The following is a 19,490-nucleotide window of genomic DNA, read 5'->3' as shown; positions in this document are numbered from 1 at the left end:
TCTTATTCCAGCCCGTCCAGCAGCGCGTCGACCTTCTCTTTCGTCAGGTGCTCGTGGTAATGGCCGTTGATGACCATCATCGGCGCTGCGGAGCAGGCCGCCAGGCACTCTTCTTCGCGCTTGAGATAGACGCGGCCATCGGCCGTCGACTGACCCAGCTTGCAACCCAACTTCTTCTCCGCGTGGGCCAGCAGATCTTCGGCGCCGTTGAGCCAGCAGCTGATGTTGGTGCAGAACGCCACATTGTGGCGGCCGACCTTTTCGGTCTCGAACATCGAATAAAAGCTGGCGACCTCATAGGCCCAGACCGGCGGCAGCTCCAGGTACTTGGCCACGCCCACGATCAATTCGTCGGTCAGCCAGCCCTGGTTCTGTTCCTGCGCGGCATGCAGACCCTGCAGCACGGCCGACCGCTTGCGGTCGGGCGGGAACTTGGTCAGCCAATGATCAATGTGCGCGCGCGTCTTGTCGCTCAGCACCACCTGCGGATCGACGTCGCGCGCCGCTTCGAAATTACCCGTCGCCTTCATCGGTCAACCTCACCGAAAACCAAATCGTAAGTACCGATCATCGCCACGACGTCGGCCAGCAGATAGCCACGCACCACCGCATCCATCGACGACAGATGCGCGAAACCCGGCGCGCGCAGGTGCACGCGGAACGGCTTGTTGGCGCCGTCGGACATCAGGTAGCAGCCGAACTCGCCCTTGGGCGCTTCGACCGCGCTATAGGTTTCGCCGGCTGGCACGCAGTAGCCTTCGCTGAACAGCTTGAAGTGATGGATCAGCGCTTCCATGTCGTCCTTCATGCCTTCGCGGCTTGGCGGAGCGACCTTGAAATTGGTGACCATGACCGGACCGGGATTGGCCTTGAGCCACTTCACGCACTGCTTGATGATGCGGTTGGATTCGCGCATCTCGGCCACGCGCACCAGGTAGCGGTCGTAGCAGTCGCCATTGGTGCCGACCGGGACGTCGAAGTCCACCGCATCGTACTTGGCGTACGGCTGCTTCTTGCGCAGATCCCATTCGATGCCCGAGCCACGCAGCATCGGGCCGGTCATGCCCCAGGCACGCGCCAGATCCGGGCTGATGATGCCGACATCGACGGTGCGCTGCTTCCAGATGCGGTTGTCGGTCAGCAGGGTTTCGTATTCGTCCACGCGGGCCGGGAAGGTGTTGGTGAACTCCTCCAGGAAGTCCAGCATGCTGCCTTCGCGACCGGCGTTGCGCTTCTTCAGCGCCCCGCCCTTGTGCCAGCGCGATTCCTTGTACTGCGGCATGCGATCGGGCAGATCGCGGTAGACGCCGCCCGGACGGTAGTACGCCGCGTGCATGCGCGCGCCGCTGACTGCCTCGTACACGTCCATCAATTCTTCGCGCTCGCGGAATGCATACAGCATCACCGCCATCGCACCGAGATCGAGCGCATTGGAGCCCACCCACATCAGGTGGTTCTTGATGCGGGTGATCTCGTCGAACATGGTGCGGATGTACTGCGCACGCTCGGGCGCTTCGATTCCCATCAGGGACTCGATCGCGCGCACATAGGCGTGCTCGTTGCACATCATAGACACGTAATCCAGACGGTCCATGTACGGCACCGACTGGTTGAACGGCTTGGACTCGGCCAGCTTCTCGGTGCCACGGTGCAGCAGGCCGATATGCGGATCGGCACGCACCACGGTTTCGCCATCCATTTCCAGGATCAGGCGCAACACGCCGTGCGCCGCAGGATGCTGCGGGCCGAAGTTCATCGTGTAATTGCGGATTTCCTGTTTGCTTTCCACAGGATTGCTCGCGAAGGCATCGGTTGCCTGGCGGAACTCACTCACTTGGCAGTCTCCGACTTGCCCACTTCACCGGCGGCAGTCTCATAACGGGCGTCGTCGCGGATCACGCGCGGCACACCGACGCGCGGCTCGACCGATGTCACCGGCTCGTACACCACGCGCTTGCGTTCTTCGTCGTAACGCACTTCGACGTTGCCGATCAGCGGGAAATCCTTGCGGAACGGATGACCGACGAATCCATAGTCGGTCAGGATGCGGCGCAGGTCCGGGTGACCAGCGAACACGATGCCGAACAGGTCGAAGGCTTCGCGCTCGAACCAGTTCACGCCAGGCCAGATGTCGGTCACCGACGCCACGACCGGCACTTGCTCGTCCGGCGCATAGCAACGCACACGCAGACGCTGGTTGTGCTGGTAGGAAATCAGCTGCGCGACCACCGCGAAGCGCTGCTTGGGCAGTTGCTGCGGCTGGGCGCCATCGGAACTTTCTTGGCTGGGGAACTCGCCCCAGGCGAAACGGCCGACGGCCTTGCCCTCGACGCCGCGGCTGAAACCCTGCGAGGACACATCGGCAGTGTCCCACTCGTCGCTGCCATATCCCAGGTAGTCGACGCCGCACAGGTCGCTGAGCTGCTCGAAACCGAGCTCGTCGCGCAACGCAAGACAGGTCGCGTGCCAATCGGCTGCAGCGACTTCCAGCGTCACTTCGCCGCGCGGCAGTGCCACGGCGATCTGCGCGCCGGCGAAGCGTGCCGCGAGTCGGTCAGTGAAGGAGGATGCTTGCTCTGCCATGGGGGCTTGGCTGCTCTCGGTAGGAGAAGACGGGTGTCAGCGTGCGATGGTCTGGGTTCGCCAGATCTTCTTCTGCAGCTGCAGGATGCCGTAGACCAGCGCCTCGGCGGTCGGCGGGCAGCCCGGGACGTAGATGTCCACCGGCACGATGCGATCGCAACCGCGCACCACCGAATACGAATAGTGATAGTAGCCGCCGCCATTGGCGCAGCTGCCCATCGAGATGACCCACTTCGGATCCGGCATCTGGTCGTAGACCTTGCGCAGCGCCGGGGCCATCTTGTTGACCAAGGTGCCGGCGACGATCATCACGTCGGACTGACGCGGCGACGGGCGGAACACCACGCCATACCGGTCAAGATCCAGACGCGCAGCGCCAGCGTGCATCATCTCGACCGCGCAGCAGGCCAGACCGAAGGTCATCGGCCACATCGAACCGGTACGCGCCCAGTTCAGCAGCGCATCGACGCTGGTGGTCACATAGCCCTTCTCCAGCAGCGGGTTTTCGCCTTCCGGGCGCAGGATGTCTTCCACCCGGCCTTCCGGCATCGGGTTGGTCATCAGACGATCCAGGGTCTGAATCACTCCCATTCCAGCGCTCCCTTCTTCCACACGTAGATAAAGCCGAGGAACAACATGCCGACGAACAGCCCCATGGTGACCAGCGAACGCGCGCCGATCTCCATGAACACCTGCGTCCAGGGCACGATAAAAATGATTTCCAGGTCGAACACGATGAACTGGATCGCAATGAGGTAGTAGCGCACATCGAACTTCATGCGCGCGTCTTCGAATGCTTCGAAGCCACACTCGTACGGGGAGAGCTTGCGCGCGTCCGGGCTACGCGGAGCGAGGAACCGGCCAATCAGCATCAACACGATGCCGATGCCAGTGGCGACAACCAGAAACAGCAGACTCGGCAAATATTCGGCCAGCACAGCGATTCTCTCTTGCCTCTGCCCGCACGCGCCGCGTGCCGGCATGGGGTATAGGCAGACCCCGCGCGCGGCAAACCGCAATGCGCAGGAACTGCAGCCAAACAATGGTGCCCAAGAGGGGACTCGAACCCCTACGACCTAAGTCGCTACCACCTCAAGGTAGTGCGTCTACCAATTCCGCCACCTGGGCATACGTTGCGCCGCTGGGCATCCCAGTGCGCAGCGTATTGTAACCGGCTTCAGCGTTTTTGTGCTGGCTCTGAAGCGTTTTCTTCGTTCGACGCAGGCGCCTGCTGCGTCGGCGCGGGCTGTGCAGGAGCCGTCACGGGCGCGGCGTCAGCCGCCGGCTGCGCCGGTGCGGTCGGTACCGCGCCTGCGGCCGGAGCCTGCGGCAAGGGCTGGGTCAGCTCTCCGGCAGCCGCCGGCGCCGGGGTTGCCGACTGCGACATGACGCCCAGGTTCTGGTCGGTGGGACGGGCGCCATGGGTGGCGTACCAGGCCATGAACAGGCTGATGCTGAAGAACACCACAGCCAGCCACTTGGTCGACTTGGACAGGAAGTTCGACGACCCCTGGGACCCAAAGACCGTGCCGGAGGCACCTGCACCAAAGCCGGACCCGGCCGCGGCACCTGCGCCACGCTGCATCAGGATCAGCGCAATCATCGCCAGCGCGACCAGTACGTAGACCACATTGAGGATCAACATCAGCATTTCGAAATCCGTCCCCGGACAAAACTTAATGGGTTAACGAGCGGCCGCCGCACGCGCAATGGCCAGGAAGTCGGCGGCGACCAACGAGGCGCCACCGATCAGCCCGCCATCGACGTCGGGCTGCGCGAACAGCTCGGCCGCATTGTCGGGCTTGACACTGCCCCCATACAGAATGGGCAGGGAATCGGCGATTCTAGCATCGGCCTTCGCGAGTTCGCCACGCAGGAAGGCGTGCACGGCCTGGGCCTGGGCCGGACTGGCGGTCCGCCCGGTGCCGATCGCCCAGATCGGCTCATAAGCGAGCACGGCCCGCGCGAAACCTTCGCTGCCGACCAGGGCAAGCACCGGCTCGAGTTGGGCGCGCAGGACTGCCTCGGTCTGGCCGGCCTCGCGCTGCTGCAGCGACTCCCCCACGCACAGTACCGGGATCAATCCGGCGTGGAGGGCCGCGGCGAACTTGCGCGCGATCAACTCACTGCTCTCCTGATGGTACTGGCGACGCTCGGAATGGCCGACCAGACCATACTCGGCACCGACGTCCACCAGCATGGTGGCCGAGACCTCGCCGGTGTAGGCCCCTTTCTCGTTACAGCTGACGTCCTGTGCCCCGAAGGACAGATGGCGCGCCTCGAAATCCTCGATCAGGTCACCGAGGTAGGGCAATGGAGGCAGGATGACGACATCGACACCGTCAAGGGGCATGTGTGCGGCGACCTCGCCCACCAGCTCGGTGGCAAAGGTGCGGCTGCCATGCAGCTTCCAGTTTCCAGCAACGATTTTACGACGCATCAGGCGCAGGTTCCTGAGTTGAAGACCGGCGACAGAATAGCCCAAGCTCTGTCGGCAACCCGCACACTTGTGTCCGACAGATGTCCTATGCCCTTTCCAACAGGAACCCACCATGTCCGATTCGCCTGTCTTCGCACTGGTCACCGGCGCCTCCAGCGGCATCGGCCGCGAGATCGCGCGGGCATACGCCAGGCGGGGCGTACCGTTGATTCTGACCGCGCGGCGGGTGGACCGGCTGCAGGCATTGGCTTCCGAGCTGGGCGCACAGGTGCGAGTGGAAGTCCTGCCGGCCGATCTGGCCGACCCCGATGCCGTACAGGCGCTGGTTGCGCGGATCCAGCGCGAAGGCTGGACGGTAGGCACCCTGGTCAACAATGCCGGTTACGGCGTGCCGGGCCGTTATCTGAGCAACGACTGGGCCACGCATGCGCGTTTTCTGCAAGTGATGGTGGGCGCGGTATGCGAGCTCACCTGGCGGCTGCTGCCGATGATTCGCGCCAGCGGCCAGGGACGCATTCTCAACGTCGCCTCATTCGCCGCACTCGCACCCAGCGCCGATGGACAGACACTCTATGCGGCCAGCAAGAGTTTCATGCTGCGTTTCAGCGAATCGCTGGCACTGGAGAATGCCGACTGCCGAGTCAAGGTCTGCGCGCTATGCCCGGGATTTGCGTGGTCGGAGTTCCACGATGTCACCGGCACCCGCGAGGCGATGTCCACCCTGCCCGCCTGGGCCTGGCTACAGGCCGATGCCGTGGCCGAGTACGGAATCGCCGCACTGGAGCGCGGGCAGGTGCTGGCGGTCCCAGGTTGGCGCTATCGGCTGGTCAATGCGGCCCTGCGCATTCTGCCGCACGCGGTGGCCCTGCGCTTGATGGCACGAGGCTCGCACCGGGTGCGCCCGTTGGACTGAGCCTGCGACAGACCGGCACGCAACGCAGTGCGATCTCCGCTGCCGTTCTGCCGCCTCACCGGTATGCGGCGTGCGCCCACCTAATGATTGACGATCTCGCCATGCATCGCCGCCAGCCGCGCGAGCAGACGATTCTGCGTGCGGCGGGGAATCTTGCGTTGATCCATCGCCCAGTTGAGATCTTCGACCAGGGCATTGAAGTCGCCCTCGCGGATGGCCAGGTGCGCATGCGCCTGCTTCATCGATTTGGCGGTATCCGGGCAAGGGCCGTCGGCGACATGACAGAACTTCTGCACCAGGCGCGCGTTGAGCATGACGATGTTGACGCGGGCGAACTTGTCGACGATGCGTTCGTCGTCGGCGATGCGCGACAGCATGGTTTCCACCAGCGCCTCGATACCGGCCTGGCCGCCCAGTTCGTCGTAGAGCGTGGGCGGCGCCTGCGTGGTGGCGCAGGCGTTGAGCAGGCCGAGCATGCAGAGCAGAGACCAGCGCAGCCGTCGATTCATCAGAACGCCACCTGCAAGGAGAGATACGGGCCGCGCTGGTCGGCGAGCGTGGCGATGTCGCCAAGATCGGCCCACGCGGCGGTCAACGAAAGGTGCTTGTTCGGAAACCAGGCGACGAAGGCGTCTGCCCAGGCCTGCTCGCGCGCGAACCCCAGGTTGTCCGGCTTGTCGCGGTACTCCACGCCGACCACCCACGATGGCGACAGCACCACCGCGGCGCTGGCCTCGGCGACCAGCCGATAACTGTCACGGCGATCGCCGCCGAAGCCGAGCAGGCCACCCTGATTGGCGCGCGTCGCGCGCAAGGTGCCATTGAGCAGCAATTGATAGCCGCCGGCGCCCTGCAGCAGCAAGCGGCTGGCGCTGAGGTAGACGTCGGTGCCGTGGTCGTCGCGGGCTCCGATCGCCAGCGGCAACGCGCTATCGCGCAGGCGCTTGTATTGCACGCCGACGCTGACCTGCGGCCCCCGGCCATACACCAGATCGCCGTACACGCGCAGCTTGGCGCCGAACACGTCCTGCCCGAGCGCATTCCACGGCAACGCCAGGCGCTCCTGCAAGGTGCCCAGGTCCAGGCGCTGGCGCGCGAGCGACAGTTCCAGGCGGTTGCCGACCGTCAACGCCGCTCCCTGCACGTCGAGCCGGTAGTCCCCGCTGTCGACATGCGTTGCGAACGCCACCGCACCGAGCTCGTCACGGGTGCCGTAGCCGGACAAGGTTGCCCACGGCACGATGCCGCCTCCGCCGCTGCCCTCGATGGTGGACACGCCGCCGGTGGCGAGCAGGCGCCCATTCCCGGCGCAGGCCTGCCCCGGCATCAGCGCAACACCGAGCGCAGCGGCCATGATCAAGCGACATGCGACCTGGCTCATCGCCCCGCTCCCACCTGCGCCGATGCCGATGTCCCGAGCTGGCGCAGGCACCAGGCCACCAGCGCAGCCTGCTCCAGCGGCGGCGCATACAGATAACCCTGCACCATATCGCAGCCGTAACCGCGCAACAGCGTCAGTGCGGCATCGTTCTCCACGCCTTCGGCAATCACGCTCAAGCCGAGTTTGTGCCCCAGATCGATCGTGCTGCGCACGATGAAGGCATCGTCGGTGCCTTCGGCCAGTTGCATGACGAAGCTCTTGTCGATCTTCAATTCGTTCACCGGCATGCGCTTGAGTTGGGCCAACGAGGAGTAGCCGGTACCGAAATCGTCGATGGACAGACGCACCCCCACACTGCGGAGTTGATGCAGCATGTGCAGCGCCGATTCCACATCACGCATCAACGCGCTTTCGGTCAGTTCCAGCGTGACCGACTGCGCCGGAACCGCGTATTGCTCCAGGCGCGCGCGTACATAATCGGGCAGCCCCGGATCGGACAGGTCCAGCGCGGACAGGTTGATCGCCATGCCCAGTTCCAGCCCCTGCGCGCGCCACTGCGCCTGGCAGCGCAAGGCGTGATCCAGTACGAAACGGGTCAGCGGGTGGATCACCCCGGAGTGCTCGGCCAGCGGGATGAACTCGTCCGGGCCGATCGGGCCCAGCCCGGGATGGTGCCAGCGCACCAGGACTTCGACCTGCTCGACCCGATCGGTACGCAGGCAGATCTTGGGCTGGAAGCGCAAGGTCAGCTCGTTGTCGCCGATGGCCTGGCGCAGATCGCCGGTGAGCCGCAAGCGGCGCAGATGCTGTTCGTCCTGGCCCATGCGATACACGCTGGCGCCGACGGCGGCGGTGTTGTCGATCTGGCGTCGCGCGATGTCGGCGCGCCGCAGCAAGGTATCCGGGTCTTCGCCATGCTCGGGAATCAGGGCGATGCCGATGCTGGCTTCGAGCTGGATGCGCGCCTGCGGCAACGCCAGGGGGCGGCGCAGTTGCAGCAGCAGGCGCTGCGCGTCCTGCTGCACGGTGGAGGCGTCGGCCTGCGCCACCACCACCATGAATTCGTCGCTGCCCAGACGGCCCACCACATTGGGCGACTGCACGACCTCGGCCAGGCGGTGCCCCACTTCGACCAGCACCTGGTCGGCGAAGTCGTGGCCCAGGCTGTCGTTGAGCTCCTTGAAACGCTCCAGATCCAGGATCAACACCGCTGCAGTGCCGTCGGAGGCCACGGTCTGATCGACCACCTGCCGCAGCTGTTCCAATAGCCACAGCCGGTTGGGCAGACCGGTCAGCGCGTCGTGTCGCGCCTGGTGCAAAATGCGCTGTTCGCGGCTGGCGATCTGCTGCTGCATGCTCCCGAAGCTATGCGCCAGTTCGCCGAGTTCGCGACCGGCCGGCACCTGCACGGCGGTCTGGTAGTCGCCTTGCTGGATGCGCCGGGCGGCTTGCACCAGTTGCGCCACCGGTTTGCTGACACTGCGCGCCAGAAACACCGCCACGCCCAGCGCGGCGGCGGTGGCCAGCCCCGCCAACAGCAGGATCCGCAGTTTGAGCGCCTGATAGGGTGCCATGGCGCGGTCCAGCGACGCCTGCAGGACCACCTGCACATGGCGGTCTCCCTGCACCGGCTGCAGCTTCAGCAGATAACGCGACCGCTCCAGCGTCAGCGGCATGGCGAGGTCCGGGGCGATCTCGATGCTGCGCAGTTGCTGGGCGAAATCGCGACGCACTGCCGGCTCCATTGTCGAGGCCAGCACGCGCGGCGGCGATGCATCGTTGATGAAGGTGGCATCCAGGCCGGTGATGGTGCGGAAGTCCTGCACGATGACCTCGCCGGATTCGTTGCCGATGGCGATCCAGCCCACCGGGTTGGGCGCCAGCACCTGTACCACCGCCAGCCTTACCACCCGTCTGTCCAATGCCACCAGGCCCACCGCGCGCCCATCGCGTTGCGCCTGCAGCAGCAAGGTCTGTACCGCCCGCAGCTGCTCGGCCTGCGGCAGATCTTCCAGCCCGGTCAGGAACTGGCCATCGGGCGCCAGCAGCAAGGCCGTCGGTGCATCCATGCGCGCGGCGTGGTTACGCAGCGCCGATTGCATGGTGGGGACATCGCCGCTGGCCACCGCAGCGCGAAAACCAAAATCGTCGGCCAGTACCGAGGCCGATTGCAGCAATTGTTCGTCGCGACGCAGATTGACGCGCTGCCAGACCCGTTCGCCGATCAGCAGTTCTTCGCCCAGCTGCGCCTTGACGCTGCGCTCGGTCGCCATCTGCACCGCCACGAAAGTCAGTGCCTGGGTACCGAGCACCACCAGCACGACCAGGGCGGCGATTCGGGTATGCAGACGCATCGCCCTCATGGGCGCGCCTTCTTGGGATCGGCCGCGTTGCGGAACTTGTCCTGCAGCGCGCGCACGCGCGCATCCGGCGGCGCTGCCGCCGGTGCGGGCCCGGTGGTCTGCAACACCACCCGCTGCTGCAGCGGATCGCGACCGACCACCAGGGTTTCACTGGTCGCCGCTCCCTTGATGCGTGGATGCCATACCCGCAAAGTATAGCTGCCCGCCGGCGCGTCGATCTGCACGCGGCCATCGCTGCCGGTCTTGCCGAAGTACGGCGTATCCAGCACCACGATGTAGCCCAGCATCCAGTCGTGGATATTGCAGCCCACCGTCACCAGACCGGCTTGATCGAAGCGTACCGGCGCGGCGGTGCTGCCCTGGAACAGCGGCAGCTCGAAGCGTTTGGCGGGAGAGAACGAATAGACCTGATGGCGGATCTGATCGTTGTTGGGAAAGCGCACCGACGTGCCGGTGCGTACCGCCAGCACGGCAGGTACGAACTGCGAATTGACCTGATCCATCTGCACGGTCCTGCCGGCGCTGGCGGCGGCAGGACGTGCGGGCTCCAGGCTCACCACCGCATCGATCAGCACGCCATTGGCGTCGCTCACGCTGACAGCCACCGATGCAGCGGCTGCCGGCGCCGGGGCCGTCGCAACGCAGAACGCGAGCAGCCAGGCCGAACGTGACTGTATGAACCACCGTATCCGCATGCGCCCACCTCGTGCGATTCGGTAGCGGGCGCCAGGCGAGTCCGACGTCGCGCTAGCGATCAGACTGGGTTATCGGCCTGAGTGAACGCAAGCTTTAACCAAACGCAAGCACGCGTGCGTGCGCGAAATTGTGCCAGCGGTCATGCCCGGGGTGCAGGCGCGACCGCCGATCGCACACGCCTGCCGCATGGTTGGAACCAGCTGGCGGCGGTGCTCGCCAGCACGCCCCTGTCAAGCGGTCACTTCAGCTTGATTTCGCGCAGGCGCTCTTCCAGGAAGCCATGTGCGGTGATGGCCTCGGGGTAACGGCTGGGGTTGTCGGCGCTGGTGCACGAGGGCAGCACGTCGATCAGGAAATCCGGGTTGGGGTGCAGGAAGAACGGCACCGAATAGCGGGGCTTGCGCGCAGCTTCGCCCGGGGGATTGACCACGCGGTGGATCGTCGACGGATACACGTGGTTGGTGAGCCGCTGCAGCATGTCACCGATGTTGACCACGATGGTGTCGGCATCGGCGGTGAACGGCACCCACTCGCCATCGTTGGAGCGCACTTCCAGCCCGGCGGCGCTGGCACCGACCAGCAGGGTGATGAAGTTGATATCGCCATGCGCGCCGGCACGCACGTTGGGAATATCGTCACTGGTGATCGGCGGGTAGTGGATCGGGCGCAGGATCGAGTTGCCGTTGTTGGTCTTGTCCACGAAATAGTCCTGCGGCAGACCGATGTGCAGGGCCAGTGCCGAGAGCACGCGGGAGCCGAGCTGGTCCAGCTGCTGGTACAGCCGGTAGCCGCGTTCGCGGAAGCCGGGCACTTCTTCCGGCCACAGATTCGGAGCCATCACCTCGCGATACGGCGAATCGTCGGGAATCTCGCGGCCGATGTGCCAGAACTCCTTCAGATCGAAATGTTTGGAGTCCTTGGCGGTTTCCACCCCGAAAGCGGTGTAGCCGCGTGCGCCGCCGCTGCCGGGCACGTGATAGCGGCGCTTGACCTCTTCAGGCAGCGCAAAGAACGCCTTGAACACCTCGTAGGCCGCATCGATGTCGGCCTGCGCGATGCCGTGGTTGCGAATGCCGGCAAAGCCCCACTGCCGGTAGGCCGCACCGAGCTCGGCGACGAACGCCTCGCGGTCGCTGTCGAAACGGGTGATGTCCAGGGTCGGGATGCGCGCGCTCATACGGATGTCTGCAGTCGAAGTCGATGGGAAAGGCGCCTGCCGCTCAGGACAGCAGGCGATACAACAGGTAGAACGTCGCGGCCTTGGCCAGGACCACGCACACGCCGATGATCAGCGACTCACGCCGCGTCACGCACCGCGCCCGAAAGTCGGTCGAGCGTGTCCTGCATCAGCGCCGCATCGTCCGCTTCCACGGTCACCCGCACCACCGGCTCGGTCCCGGAAGGACGCAGGAAGGCGCGGCCGCGCCCCTGCACCGCCGCCTGCGCCTGCTGCAAGGCCTGCTGCACGCCGGGCGCTTCCACGATGGCCTTGGCCGCGCCGCCGTCCAGCCGCACGTTCACGGTCTTCTGCGGCACCTTGGTCAGGCCGCTCAAGGCCTCGCGCAGGCTACGGCCGTCGCGCGCCAGCGCTTCGAGTACCTGCAGCGCACTGACGATGCCGTCGCCGGTACTGGCGCGGTCCAGGCACAGCAGGTGGCCGGATGTTTCCCCGCCCAGCGTGCCGCCGCTTTCGACCAGTGCCTGATGGACATAGCGGTCGCCGACCTTGGCGCGCTGGAACGGGATCTGCAGCCGGGCCAGCGCCGGCTCCAGCCCGTAGTTGGTCATCAAGGTGCCGACCACCGTGCCGGTAAGCCGCCCGCTGGCATGCCACGAACGCGCCAGCACGTACAGCAGATCGTCGCCGTCCACCGGATTGCCCTGATCGTCTGCCATGAGCACGCGATCGCCGTCGCCGTCGAAGGCGATGCCCAGGTGCGCCCCGCTCTCGCGCACCTTGGCGGCGAGATTGTCGATATGCGTCGAGCCGACGCCATCGTTGATATTGAGACCGTCCGGTGCGGCACCGATCACCACCACCTCGGCACCCAACTCGCGGAACAGCATCGGTGCGATGTGATAGGTGGCGCCATGCGCGCAGTCCAGCACCATCTTCAGCCCATGCAGGGTGAAGCCGCGCGGCACACTGGCCTTGCAGAACTCGATATAGCGGCCGATTGCGTCGCGGGTACGGATCGCCTTGCCCAGACGCTCGGATTCCACGGTATGGAACGGTGCGTCCAGCGCCGCTTCGATCGCCGCTTCGGTGGCATCGTCGAGTTTCTCGCCATCTGCGGAGAAGAACTTGATGCCGTTGTCGTAATGCGGGTTGTGCGAGGCGCTGATCACCACGCCGGCATCGGCTCGCAGGGTGGTGGTCAGGAACGCGATCGCCGGGGTGGGCATCGGCCCGACCATCTGTACGTCGGCACCGGACGCGACCAACCCGGCTTCAAGCGCCGCTTCGAACATGTAGCCGGAAATGCGCGTGTCCTTGCCAATCAGCACCAGCGGTCGCTTGCTGCGGCCCTGGGTGAGCACACGGCCCAGCGCATTGCCCAGGCGCAACACGAAATCGGCCGAGATCACGCCCTGACCGACCCGGCCGCGAATGCCGTCGGTGCCGAAGTACTTACGGTTACTCATGATTGTTGTTATGCCTGATGGAGTAGTAGCAATCCCTGCCAAGACCGGCAGGACGATGACACCGTAGACGGCGTGCTAGGCGGCCGCCTCCTGCGGACGCGGCTGGCGCATCATCATCGCGGTCAGCTCGGCCAGGCGATCGCGCATGTCGCGACGGTCGCAGATCTGATCGATGGCGCCATGCTCCAGCAGGAACTCCGAGCGCTGAAAGCCTTCCGGCAAGGTCTCACGCACGGTCTGCTCGATCACGCGCGGGCCGGCAAAGCCGATCAGCGCATGCGGCTCGGCGATGTTGATATCGCCCAGCATGGCGAAGGACGCGGAAACGCCGCCGGTGGTGGGATGGGTCAGCACCGAGATGTACGGCAGGCCGGCTTCGCGCAGGCGGCCAAGCGCTGCGGAGGTCTTGGCCATCTGCATCAGCGAGAACAGGCCTTCCTGCATGCGCGCGCCGCCGCTGGCGGAAAAGCACACGAACGGGCAGCCCACTTCCAGTGCCACTTCGGCCGCACGCGCAAAGCGTTCGCCGACCACCGAGCCCATCGAGCCGCCCATGAAGGCGAAGTCGAACGCGGCAGCGACCAGCGGATTGCCCTTGAGGGTGCCACGCATGGCGATCAGCGCGTCGTATTCGCCGCTGGCCTTCTGGGTGGCCTTGATGCGCTCGCCGTAGCGCTTCTGGTCCTTGAACTTGAGCACATCGACCGGGCCGAGCTGGGCGGCGATCTCGGTCATCGGCGCGTCGACGTCGAACAGCGCGTTCAGACGCACACGGGCGCGAATGGCCATGTGGTGGTCGCATTTCGGACACACCTCGAGGTTCTCCTCGAGTTCCGGCCCGTACAGGGCGCTGCCGCAGTTGCTGCACTTCTCCCACAGGCCCTCGGGGACGCTGCGCTTCTTGGCCGGGGTATTTTCGGTGCGGATGCCGGAGGGCATCAATTTGCTGAGCCAGCTCATGCGTGTGTGACGATCCATGCAGGGCGGCCCCGAGGGCCGCAGAGGGGCGACAGTCTAACGCGCCGCGGGAATGCCAAGGTAGCGGACGTCATGAATGCAGGATCTGGGGCGTGTCAACCCTTATCGGCCCGGGGTGGCCTGACGTTGCGGAATGCTGGCAGCTGGTTGATTGCAGGTTGCTTCGACGCGCCGTCGATCCGGCGCATTCGATTGAATGCGCGAGGCTTCGCCCGCACCCTCATCCGCCCCTGCGGGGCAACTTCTCCCGACGGGAGAAGGGAGCGAAAGCCCTCTCCCTCCGGGAGAGAGGTTGGGGTGAGGGTACGGGCGAAGCACAGGCATCCACGCTGGAGTCGATTTGGCCTGGCGTTAACGTCGATCCAGCGCCTGGCGCAGCGGCGCCAGGAAGGCCTCCGCACGTTCGCGGGTACTGCGCACATCGCCCGCCTCGGCCAATGCGGCGACCAGCGCGCTGCCGACCACCACGCCGTCGGCATCGACCGCCATCGCGGCTGCGCTGGCGGCGTCGTTGATGCCGAAGCCCGCGACCACCGGAGCTCCGGCGCGTTGGCGCAGCTGGCGCAGGCGGTCGCTGGCGGCCTGGGTGTCGAGCCGGTCCGAGGCGCCGGTGACGCCGGCGAAACTCACGTAGTACAGGTAGCCCTGCGCGGTACTGCACAGCATGTCCAGGCGCGGCTCGCTGGTGGTGGGCGATGCCAGTGCGATCAGCGCCAGGCCGACCTCACCGAAGATGGCACGGGTCTCGTCCGCCTCTTCCGGCGGCAGATCGACCAGCAGCACGCCGTCCACGCCAGCGGCGATCGCAGCCTCGGCGAAGCGCCGGGTGCCGTGGATTTCGATCGGATTGAGGTAGCCCATCAATACCACCGGGGTGTCGGCATCCTCGCGACGGAACTCGTGTACCGCCTCCAGCACGTAAGCCAGGCCGGCGCCGCGGCCCAGCGCGCGCTCGGAGCTGCGCTGGATGGTGGGGCCGTCGGCCATGGGATCGGAGAACGGCACACCCAGCTCGATGACGTCGGCACCGGCTCGCACCAGCGCGTGCATCACCGGCACGGTGGCCTCCAGCGAGGGATCGCCGGCGGTGATGAAGGGAATCAGTGCCTTGCGACCGTTGTCGCGCAGCTCGGCGAAGCGGGAATCGATACGACGCATGAAATCACCCGAACAAGGGAGGAAAGCCGCCACGCAATCTCAGGTGGCAAAGAAGTAACGCATCAGCGCAAAACACAGTGCAAACAGGTAGCCGTAGGAGAAGCGATCGATGCGGAACACCGGGTCGCCACGACGCGCACGCCATGCCCCAAGCACAGCCATCAGCCCACCGGCGACCAACGGCGCGATCACCACCGCTGCCAGTCGCGCACCGTGGGTGGCGGTGAGGTGCTGCGGCAGCAACCAGAGACTGACGCCGCCAAGCAGCGCACCCAGGACCGCATAGCCGACCGCCGCCAGCGCTGGCGATGGCCTGCGCTCGAACGATTCGGCGACCGAGTGCAGACCAAGTTCGATCAGCAGTTCGGCCAGGGCCTGCAGCAGCACCTCGGCCACCAACTGGACAATCCCTTCGAGCATCGCTGCGTCCCTGTCGTCCAAACAAAGCGATAACCACAAGCACCTTAAAGAGCGATACCCTCGCGCGCGGCAATGGTGTGCACATCCTTGTCACCACGGCCGGACAGGTTGCACAACACCAGCGCGTCCTTGGGCAGCTCGCGCGCCAGCTTGATCGACTGCGCCACCGCGTGGCTGGATTCGAGCGCGGCCAGGATGCCCTCGGTATGCGCCAGCAGATGGAAGGCGGCCATCGCTTCGTCGTCGGTGATGCCTTGGTACACCGCGCGACCGCTGTCGGACAGGAAGGAGTGCTCCGGGCCCACGCCGGGGTAATCCAGGCCGGCGGAGATCGAGTGGGTTTCGATGATCTGGCCGTCGTCGTCGCAGATCACGTAGGTCCGGTTGCCGTGCAGCACGCCGGGGCGCCCTGCCGCGATCGACGCCGCATGGCGACCGGTGGCGATACCGTCGCCCGCCGCCTCGGCGCCGTAGATCTTGACGCCCGGATCATTGAGAAAGGCATGGAACAGGCCGATGGCATTGCTGCCACCACCTACGCAGGCGCTGATCGCATCCGGTAGCCGGCCGTAGTCCTGCAGCATCTGTTCGCGCGCTTCGCGGCCGACGATGGCATTGAAATCGCGCACCATGCGTGGATACGGGTCCGGGCCGGCAACGGTGCCGATGATGTAGAAGGTGTTGTGTACATTGGTGACCCAGTCGCGCATGGCCTCGTTGAGCGCGTCCTTGAGCGTGGCCGAACCGGACGTCACCGGAATCACCGTCGCGCCCAGCAGCTTCATGCGGTAGACGTTGATCTTCTGCCGCTCGATGTCGGTGGCGCCCATGTAGACCACGCACTCCAGCCCCAGCCGCGCGGCCACCGTGGCACTGGCGACTCCATGCTGGCCGGCGCCGGTCTCGGCGATGATGCGGGTCTTGCCCATGCGGCTGGCCAGCAGCGCCTGGCCGATGGTGTTGTTGATCTTGTGCGCGCCGGTATGGTTCAGGTCCTCGCGCTTGAGCAGGATCTGCGCGCCACCCACCTCGCGGCTGAGCCGCTCGGCGTGATAGATCGGGCTGGGGCGGCCCACGTAATGCTTGAGATCCTTGTCGTACGCGGCGATGAACGCCGGATCCTGGCGTGCCTGGTCGTAGGCCGCAGCCAGTTCCTGCAACGGACCGATCAGGGTCTCGGCGACGAAACGGCCGCCGAACTTGCCGAAATGGCCGGCAGCGTCCGGATAGGCGTAAAAGTCACTGATGGGCTGGGCCGACATGGGAATCCTCTGCAGCGATGCGACGTATGCGAGGCTGTCACTGTATCGCACGACGGCCAGGCGATAAATCGATAAGATTGCTGCGACCTGTGATATGGACTCACACATGACCCTCTCGCTTCCGCCGTTGGCTGCACTGCGCGCGTTCGAGGCGGCGGCCCGCCTGCAGAGCGTCAGCCGGGCCGCACAGGAGTTGCACGTGACCCATGGCGCCATCAGCCGCCATGTGCGTTCGCTGGAACAGGCGCTGGGCACGGCCTTGTTCGCGCGCCAGGGCCGTGGCCTGGTGCTCACCGTCGCCGGGGCACGCCTGCGCGACGCCACCGGCGAAGGCTTCGCCCTGATCGGCGACACCTGGGCGGCGCTGCGACGCCCGGCCAGCGAAACACCACTGGTGTTGGGATGTTCGGGCAGCCTGCTGGCGCGCTGGGTCATCCCACGCCTGGGTCGGCTGCAGCACGATCTGCCGGAGCTGCGCCTGCACCTGTCGGCCAGCGAGCAACCGCCCGGCCCGGATCTGCACGGCCTGGATGTCGCCCTGCTGCTGGAATCGCCGCCATGGCCGGGCGAATGGCAGGTGTACGAACTCGGCGCGGAGTGGATCGGCCCAGTGCTGAGCCCGCAGCTGGCAGCGGCCCTGCAGCTGGATGGCGGCGCTCCCACCGCCTTGCGCGACCACGCGGTCCTGCACACCCGCTCGCGCCCGCAGGCGTGGCCGGAGTGGGCGCAGGCACACGGCATGGCGCCACAGGCATTACGCCTGGGCACCGAATTCGAGCACCTGGTCTATCTGCTGGAAGCCTCGGCCGCCGGCCTAGGCATCGCGATCGCGCCACAGCCGCTGGTGGCCGCGGATCTGGCGGCCGGGCGCCTGCTGGCTCCGTGGGGATTCACCCCGACCAAGGGGCGTTGGGTGCTCTGTGCCGCAAGACGCAATCCGGACCCGCGCATCGCGCGACTGGCCGACTGGCTACGCAACGCACTCGCCGAGGATCAGCACACATCACCGGGAACCTGAGCGGCCGTCGACGTCATCAGCCAACGGCGTCCAACGCCTTGCGATTCCCGAGTCCCGAGTCCCACTCACCCCAACTCGTGACAGTCGGCGCGGCGCACTTCCTCGACGAACTTACGCATCTTGTGCCCATCCTTGATGCCGGGCGCCAGTTCCACGCCGCTGGACACGTCCACGCCCCACGGCAAGGTGGCGATGATGGCATCGAACACGTTGTCGGCATTGATACCGCCGGCCAGCAGAAACGGGCGGTGCAAACCGGTCGGCAGACGCGACCAATCGAAGGTCTTGCCGGTGCCGCCGCCGGCGCCGGGCGCATGGCTGTCGAACAGGAAACCGGCGGTGTTGGGATAGGCCAGCTGCAAGGTGCGCGCATTGGCGTCTTCGCCGTTCATGCCGCCGCCCATCGGCACCGCCTTGAGATATGGAAGGTTGAAACTCCGGCAGAACGCATCGTCTTCTTCGCCGTGGAATTGCAGCAGGGTGGGACGCACGGTGCGCACCACCTCGCGGACTTCTTCCTTGGAATTATTGCGGAACAAGGCCACCACATCGACCATCGGCGCAGTGGCCTGGCGCATCGCCCTTGCCTCGGCCGGCGCCACGCGACGCGGACTGCCATGCGCGAAGATGAAACCTACCGCGTCCACACCCAGCTCCCCGGCCAGTCGGATATCGCCGGCGCGGGTCATGCCACAAAACTTGATACGGGTGCGGTACAGCGATCGATTCATTGGGTCACCTCGGCAGGCAGATGCCACTCTGCAGGATACAGAGGCCCGATAAACACCAGACCTTGTGGCGGCGCTGTCGGCCCGGCCACCGTGCGGTCGCGTCCGGCGAGCAGCGTCGCGATCCAGTCGGCTGGCTGCTCGCCGGACCCGACCAGGATCAGCGAACCCACAATATTCCGCACCATGTGATGAAGGAATGCATTGGCCTGGACCTGCACTTCCACCACCTCGCCATCGCGCCGCACGCTGATCGCCTGCAGATTGCGGCGCGCATGCAACGCCTGGCATTGCACGCTGCGGAACGCACTGAAGTCGTTCTCGCCCAGCAATGCCTGCGCGGCCACATGCATGACCTCGGCATCGAGTGGACGACGCTCCCAACTCAGGGTCTGCCGATGCAGGGCCGGACGGATCTGACGATTCAGCAGACGGTAGCGGTAACGCCGCGCGCGCGCGGAAAACCGCGCATGGAAATCGTCGGCGGCCGGCACGCACCAGCGCACCGCGATCGATGCGGGTAGCCGCGCAGTGGTGCCCAGCATCCAGCCACGCGGCTCGCGCCGCGCATCGCTGTCGAAGTGCACCACCTGGCATTGCCCATGCACGCCGGCATCGGTGCGGCCAGCGCAGACCACCTGGATCGGCGCAGCGGCCACCGACGACAGCGCTGCCTGCAGGCTGGCCTGAACGCTGGGCCCGCCATGCTCGCCCAGCTGTTGCCAGCCCTGGAATTCGCTGCCGTCATACTCCACGCCCAGCGCGTAACGCATCGGTACCTGCCTGTTGGTTGAATCGATGGAACCGCTGCAGGTGCGGCAGTACGGCGCACAGGCCGTACCGGTTCACAGCGTTGGCACGTGCCGGGCCGAGCGCACCGGAGTGCATCCTGCGGCGATGCCCG

The 19,490-nt window shown here is 65.9% G+C and carries 21 protein-coding genes and 1 tRNA gene; 2 read left to right on the top strand and 20 right to left on the bottom strand.

The window, feature by feature from the left end; all coding sequences use genetic code 11:
- Window positions 1–2 precede the first annotated feature (2 nt).
- The 8 genes from nuoE to tpiA form a co-directional block, all read right to left on the bottom strand.
- The gene (gene nuoE, locus LL962_RS09905) at window positions 3–530 is read right to left on the bottom strand and encodes an NADH-quinone oxidoreductase subunit NuoE (protein WP_104542572.1); all 528 of its coding nucleotides are present in this window, start codon (window positions 528–530) and stop codon (window positions 3–5) included.
- Window positions 527–1,834, bottom strand: a complete 1,308-nt coding sequence (locus LL962_RS09900; protein WP_104588783.1) for an NADH-quinone oxidoreductase subunit D — start codon at window positions 1,832–1,834, stop codon at window positions 527–529. The genes nuoE and LL962_RS09900 overlap by 4 nt, the downstream gene beginning before the upstream one ends.
- Entirely contained in the window at window positions 1,831–2,583 is a 753-nt protein-coding gene (locus LL962_RS09895) for an NADH-quinone oxidoreductase subunit C (RefSeq protein WP_104588784.1), read from the bottom strand. The genes LL962_RS09900 and LL962_RS09895 overlap by 4 nt, the downstream gene beginning before the upstream one ends.
- A gap of 36 nt (window positions 2,584–2,619) precedes the next feature.
- On the bottom strand, window positions 2,620–3,174 hold the full coding sequence (locus tag LL962_RS09890; RefSeq protein ID WP_016944318.1) for a NuoB/complex I 20 kDa subunit family protein: 555 nt from the start codon (window positions 3,172–3,174) through the stop codon (window positions 2,620–2,622).
- Window positions 3,165–3,521, bottom strand: a complete 357-nt coding sequence (locus tag LL962_RS09885) for an NADH-quinone oxidoreductase subunit A (protein WP_011037659.1) — start codon at window positions 3,519–3,521, stop codon at window positions 3,165–3,167. The genes LL962_RS09890 and LL962_RS09885 overlap by 10 nt, the downstream gene beginning before the upstream one ends.
- 105 nt (window positions 3,522–3,626) lie before the next feature.
- Window positions 3,627–3,711, bottom strand: a tRNA-Leu gene (locus LL962_RS09880).
- Window positions 3,712–3,760: 49 nt separating this feature from the next.
- A complete protein-coding gene (secG, locus tag LL962_RS09875) occupies window positions 3,761–4,234 on the bottom strand; it encodes a preprotein translocase subunit SecG (RefSeq protein WP_228316774.1) in 474 nt (157 codons plus the stop codon).
- Window positions 4,235–4,267: 33 nt separating this feature from the next.
- Window positions 4,268–5,023 (bottom strand): triose-phosphate isomerase, encoded by a 756-nt coding sequence (gene tpiA / locus LL962_RS09870; protein ID WP_104588786.1) that lies wholly within the window; start codon window positions 5,021–5,023, stop codon window positions 4,268–4,270.
- Between the two features lie 112 nt (window positions 5,024–5,135).
- On the opposite strand from tpiA, the gene LL962_RS09865 reads away from it, so the two are divergent.
- The gene (locus tag LL962_RS09865) at window positions 5,136–5,936 is read left to right on the top strand and encodes an SDR family NAD(P)-dependent oxidoreductase (protein WP_228316773.1); all 801 of its coding nucleotides are present in this window, start codon (window positions 5,136–5,138) and stop codon (window positions 5,934–5,936) included.
- Window positions 5,937–6,016: 80 nt separating this feature from the next.
- On the opposite strand, the gene LL962_RS09860 is transcribed toward LL962_RS09865, so the two are convergent.
- The 10 genes from LL962_RS09860 to trpB all read right to left on the bottom strand — a co-directional run bounded on the left by LL962_RS09860 (window position 6,017) and on the right by trpB (window position 16,840).
- Complete coding sequence (locus LL962_RS09860) at window positions 6,017–6,445, bottom strand: group I truncated hemoglobin (protein ID WP_104588788.1); 429 nt, start codon at window positions 6,443–6,445, stop codon at window positions 6,017–6,019.
- The gene (locus LL962_RS09855; protein ID WP_228316828.1) at window positions 6,445–7,290 is read right to left on the bottom strand and encodes a DUF3034 family protein; all 846 of its coding nucleotides are present in this window, start codon (window positions 7,288–7,290) and stop codon (window positions 6,445–6,447) included. The genes LL962_RS09860 and LL962_RS09855 overlap by 1 nt, the downstream gene beginning before the upstream one ends.
- A 23-nt stretch (window positions 7,291–7,313) precedes the next feature.
- Window positions 7,314–9,680: a putative bifunctional diguanylate cyclase/phosphodiesterase gene (locus tag LL962_RS09850; protein ID WP_228316772.1), complete on the bottom strand. Its 2,367-nt coding sequence runs from the start codon at window positions 9,678–9,680 to the stop codon at window positions 7,314–7,316.
- Window positions 9,677–10,375 carry a methylamine utilization protein gene (locus tag LL962_RS09845; RefSeq protein ID WP_228316771.1) on the bottom strand — a complete coding sequence of 233 codons (699 nt, stop codon included), beginning with the start codon at window positions 10,373–10,375 and terminating at the stop codon, window positions 9,677–9,679. The genes LL962_RS09850 and LL962_RS09845 overlap by 4 nt, the downstream gene beginning before the upstream one ends.
- Before the next feature lie 239 nt (window positions 10,376–10,614).
- Window positions 10,615–11,553, bottom strand: coding sequence for an isopenicillin N synthase family dioxygenase (locus tag LL962_RS09840; protein WP_228316770.1), 939 nt, complete (start codon window positions 11,551–11,553; stop codon window positions 10,615–10,617).
- 119 nt (window positions 11,554–11,672) lie between these two features.
- Window positions 11,673–13,022 (bottom strand): phosphoglucosamine mutase, encoded by a 1,350-nt coding sequence (gene glmM, locus LL962_RS09835; protein WP_228316769.1) that lies wholly within the window; start codon window positions 13,020–13,022, stop codon window positions 11,673–11,675.
- A 75-nt stretch (window positions 13,023–13,097) separates the two neighbouring features.
- Window positions 13,098–13,982: an acetyl-CoA carboxylase, carboxyltransferase subunit beta gene (gene accD, locus LL962_RS09830; RefSeq protein ID WP_228316768.1), complete on the bottom strand. Its 885-nt coding sequence runs from the start codon at window positions 13,980–13,982 to the stop codon at window positions 13,098–13,100.
- 369 nt (window positions 13,983–14,351) lie between these two features.
- Window positions 14,352–15,158, bottom strand: a complete 807-nt coding sequence (gene trpA, locus LL962_RS09825) for a tryptophan synthase subunit alpha (protein WP_228316767.1) — start codon at window positions 15,156–15,158, stop codon at window positions 14,352–14,354.
- Between the two features lie 39 nt (window positions 15,159–15,197).
- Window positions 15,198–15,578: a hypothetical protein gene (locus LL962_RS09820; RefSeq protein ID WP_104588795.1), complete on the bottom strand. Its 381-nt coding sequence runs from the start codon at window positions 15,576–15,578 to the stop codon at window positions 15,198–15,200.
- 44 nt (window positions 15,579–15,622) lie between these two features.
- Window positions 15,623–16,840 carry a tryptophan synthase subunit beta gene (gene trpB / locus LL962_RS09815; protein WP_104588796.1) on the bottom strand — a complete coding sequence of 406 codons (1,218 nt, stop codon included), beginning with the start codon at window positions 16,838–16,840 and terminating at the stop codon, window positions 15,623–15,625.
- Between the two features lie 106 nt (window positions 16,841–16,946).
- On the opposite strand from trpB, the gene LL962_RS09810 reads away from it, so the two are divergent.
- On the top strand, window positions 16,947–17,858 hold the full coding sequence (locus LL962_RS09810) for a LysR family transcriptional regulator (RefSeq protein WP_228316766.1): 912 nt from the start codon (window positions 16,947–16,949) through the stop codon (window positions 17,856–17,858).
- Between the two features lie 65 nt (window positions 17,859–17,923).
- Here LL962_RS09810 and LL962_RS09805 read toward each other — a convergent pair whose 3' ends face one another.
- Both LL962_RS09805 and truA read right to left on the bottom strand, forming a co-directional pair.
- Window positions 17,924–18,589: a phosphoribosylanthranilate isomerase gene (locus tag LL962_RS09805; protein WP_228316765.1), complete on the bottom strand. Its 666-nt coding sequence runs from the start codon at window positions 18,587–18,589 to the stop codon at window positions 17,924–17,926.
- Complete coding sequence (gene truA, locus LL962_RS09800; RefSeq protein WP_228316764.1) at window positions 18,586–19,359, bottom strand: tRNA pseudouridine(38-40) synthase TruA; 774 nt, start codon at window positions 19,357–19,359, stop codon at window positions 18,586–18,588. Before truA ends, LL962_RS09805 begins: the two co-directional genes overlap by 4 nt.
- Window positions 19,360–19,490 lie beyond the last annotated feature (131 nt).

The organism is Xanthomonas sp. NCPPB 1067, from assembly GCF_020783795.1.
Classification (GTDB): Bacteria; Pseudomonadota; Gammaproteobacteria; order Xanthomonadales; family Xanthomonadaceae; genus Xanthomonas; species Xanthomonas melonis.
This window is presented reverse-complemented; position numbering and strand designations above follow the sequence as displayed.

Bases quoted from the DNA above. Each gene is read 5' to 3' on its own strand.
- nuoE (WP_104542572.1), bottom strand. From the start codon at position 530: ATGAAGGCGACGGGTAATTTCGAAGCGGCGCGCGACGTCGATCCGCAG.
- LL962_RS09895 (WP_104588784.1), bottom strand. From the start codon at position 2,583: ATGGCAGAGCAAGCATCCTCCTTCACTGACCGACTCGCGGCACGCTTC.
- LL962_RS09890 (WP_016944318.1), bottom strand. From the start codon at position 3,174: ATGGGAGTGATTCAGACCCTGGATCGTCTGATGACCAACCCGATGCCG.
- secG (WP_228316774.1), bottom strand. From the start codon at position 4,234: ATGCTGATGTTGATCCTCAATGTGGTCTACGTACTGGTCGCGCTGGCG.
- tpiA (WP_104588786.1), bottom strand. From the start codon at position 5,023: ATGCGTCGTAAAATCGTTGCTGGAAACTGGAAGCTGCATGGCAGCCGC.
- LL962_RS09865 (WP_228316773.1), top strand. From the start codon at position 5,136: ATGTCCGATTCGCCTGTCTTCGCACTGGTCACCGGCGCCTCCAGCGGC.
- LL962_RS09860 (WP_104588788.1), bottom strand. From the start codon at position 6,445: ATGAATCGACGGCTGCGCTGGTCTCTGCTCTGCATGCTCGGCCTGCTC.
- LL962_RS09855 (WP_228316828.1), bottom strand. From the start codon at position 7,290: ATGGCCGCTGCGCTCGGTGTTGCGCTGATGCCGGGGCAGGCCTGCGCC.
- LL962_RS09850 (WP_228316772.1), bottom strand. From the start codon at position 9,680: ATGAGGGCGATGCGTCTGCATACCCGAATCGCCGCCCTGGTCGTGCTG.
- LL962_RS09845 (WP_228316771.1), bottom strand. From the start codon at position 10,375: ATGCGGATACGGTGGTTCATACAGTCACGTTCGGCCTGGCTGCTCGCG.
- LL962_RS09840 (WP_228316770.1), bottom strand. From the start codon at position 11,553: ATGAGCGCGCGCATCCCGACCCTGGACATCACCCGTTTCGACAGCGAC.
- glmM (WP_228316769.1), bottom strand. From the start codon at position 13,022: ATGAGTAACCGTAAGTACTTCGGCACCGACGGCATTCGCGGCCGGGTC.
- accD (WP_228316768.1), bottom strand. From the start codon at position 13,982: ATGAGCTGGCTCAGCAAATTGATGCCCTCCGGCATCCGCACCGAAAAT.
- trpA (WP_228316767.1), bottom strand. From the start codon at position 15,158: ATGCGTCGTATCGATTCCCGCTTCGCCGAGCTGCGCGACAACGGTCGC.
- LL962_RS09820 (WP_104588795.1), bottom strand. From the start codon at position 15,578: ATGCTCGAAGGGATTGTCCAGTTGGTGGCCGAGGTGCTGCTGCAGGCC.
- trpB (WP_104588796.1), bottom strand. From the start codon at position 16,840: ATGTCGGCCCAGCCCATCAGTGACTTTTACGCCTATCCGGACGCTGCC.
- LL962_RS09810 (WP_228316766.1), top strand. From the start codon at position 16,947: ATGACCCTCTCGCTTCCGCCGTTGGCTGCACTGCGCGCGTTCGAGGCG.
- LL962_RS09805 (WP_228316765.1), bottom strand. From the start codon at position 18,589: ATGAATCGATCGCTGTACCGCACCCGTATCAAGTTTTGTGGCATGACC.
- truA (WP_228316764.1), bottom strand. From the start codon at position 19,359: ATGCGTTACGCGCTGGGCGTGGAGTATGACGGCAGCGAATTCCAGGGC.